Consider the following 2,230-nt stretch of genomic DNA (forward strand, 5'->3'; position numbering starts at 1 on the left):
CATGAAGAGGATTCGACGTAGTTAAAATTTTAATGTACCCCAAGTATAAGAAAAACTAATCCATTCGCTTAAGGACGAGCGAATGCGAGTATTTCAAATACGCAGGAATGTCTAAGATTTTCAGCGAAGAAGAGGATTCGGTTAGCTAAAATGTAACGTCCTGGCTATAAGAAAATGAGCCTATTTGCTGTAGTACGAGTGAATGCAGGTTCTAATAAAACAATTACCTCTCATATAATCTGTGTAATCAGCTTTTGGCTTTCCATGTTGTAATGGTGTCATGTTTGGAAAGCTATCATTGATTAATGCAGATTTTTTCCATTAGGAATTCATTTTATTATCTTATTAGTACAAAATAGATATAATTAACAACCGAAGAAAGAGGGATGAATGGTGACGAAGTATATTTTTGTAACGGGTGGGGTTGTGTCCTCACTTGGGAAAGGAATAACAGCAGCTTCATTAGGCCGACTGTTGAAAAACCGGGGATTAAAGGTAACAATTCAAAAATTTGATCCTTATATTAACGTGGATCCAGGTACGATGAGTCCGTATCAGCATGGGGAAGTTTTTGTTACACAGGATGGGGCAGAAACAGATCTGGATTTAGGACATTATGAACGTTTTATAGATATTAACTTAAATAAATACAGCAATATTACAACTGGAAAAGTTTATTCCAGTGTCATTCGAAAAGAACGACGTGGAGATTATTTAGGTGGTACCGTACAAGTTATCCCTCACATTACAAATGAAATTAAAGATCAAGTATTCCGTGCAGGCGAGGCAACGAAAGCAGATGTCGTTATTACAGAAATTGGTGGGACAGTTGGTGACATTGAATCCCTCCCATTCCTGGAAGCGATTCGTCAAATAAAAAATGAAGTGGGAAGAAACAGTGTGATGTATGTGCATTGTACACTCGTACCTTACATTAAAGCTGCAGGAGAACTAAAAACAAAACCGACTCAGCACAGTGTGAAGGAATTGCGTTCTTTAGGGATCCAGCCCAATGTTGTAGTGCTTAGAACAGAGCAGCCAATCAGTAAAGAAATGAAAGAAAAGATTTCCCTGTTCTGTGATATCAATGAGCAAGCAGTAATTGAAATGCCTGATGCGGATACCCTTTATCAGGTTCCAATCACCCTTCAAGATCAAAAGCTGGACGAGCTAACCTGTGAGCATTTCGATTTGGATTGCGGTCCTGCAGATATGGAAGAATGGAAGGGGCTTGTTTCCAAAGTACGAAACCTTTCCAAAACGATTAATATCGGCCTTGTAGGTAAATATGTGGAACTTCCAGATGCTTACCTTTCCGTTGTGGAATCATTGAAGCATGCGGGATACGTATACGATGCGGATATCAACGTACAATGGATTAACTCTGAGAAGTTAACAGAAGAAGGAATCAGAGAAGAATTGGAAAATGTAGATGGTGTCCTTGTTCCCGGTGGATTTGGTGACCGTGGAATTGAGGGAAAACTGACAGCTATTCGCTTTGCCCGCGAAAACAATATTCCATTTTTCGGTATCTGCCTTGGAATGCAATTAGCTTCTGTGGAATTTGCTCGTAATGTACTTGGCCTGGAAGGTGCGCATTCTGCTGAAATTGATCCGCAAACACCATACCCGATTATTGATTTACTTCCAGAACAAAAAGATGTGGAAGACTTAGGGGGCACACTAAGACTTGGGTCATATCCGTGTAAATTAAAAGATGGAACGAAGACGAAAGCCGCTTATGATCATGCCGATGTGATTGAAGAGCGCCATCGTCATCGCTACGAATTTAATAATGACTATCGGGAACAAATGGAAGCAGAAGGATTTATTTTCTCTGGGACAAGTCCTGATGGCAGATTAGTGGAAACCATTGAGCTAAGAGATCATCCATGGTTCGTAGCATGTCAGTTCCACCCAGAATTCACATCCCGCCCAACAAGAGCTCAATCCCTATTCAAAGGCTTTATCGGAGCTTCAGTAGAGAACCGAAAAAATTAAATCTTTTTTCAGGCTTTCTTAAAAGTTAAACATAACCATACACACGCTGTTTCGAATAGAAATGGCGTGTGTATTTTTTTTATTAGGCTGTTTTTTAGAGATTTTTGCTTTTACAGAAAATATTTGATAGAAACTCCTGACTAATGAAAATTCCTATCAGTGATATTCTCGCTTGTTCTAATGATAAGGAGGGCTTCATTCGCTCCGGCAGAATACTTACGGTTCGTGG

Annotated in this window: 1 protein-coding gene; it reads left to right on the forward strand. The window is 39.6% G+C overall.

Annotation, left to right across the window (positions count from 1 at the left end; all coding sequences use genetic code 11):
* Positions 1–393 precede the first annotated feature (393 nt).
* Positions 394–2,001, forward strand: coding sequence for a CTP synthase (locus GMJ66_RS20265; RefSeq protein WP_156292119.1), 1,608 nt, complete (start codon positions 394–396; stop codon positions 1,999–2,001).
* Positions 2,002–2,230 lie beyond the last annotated feature (229 nt).

Source organism: Oceanobacillus salinisoli (assembly GCF_009733865.1).
Classification (GTDB): Bacteria; Bacillota; Bacilli; order Bacillales; family Amphibacillaceae; genus Oceanobacillus; species Oceanobacillus salinisoli.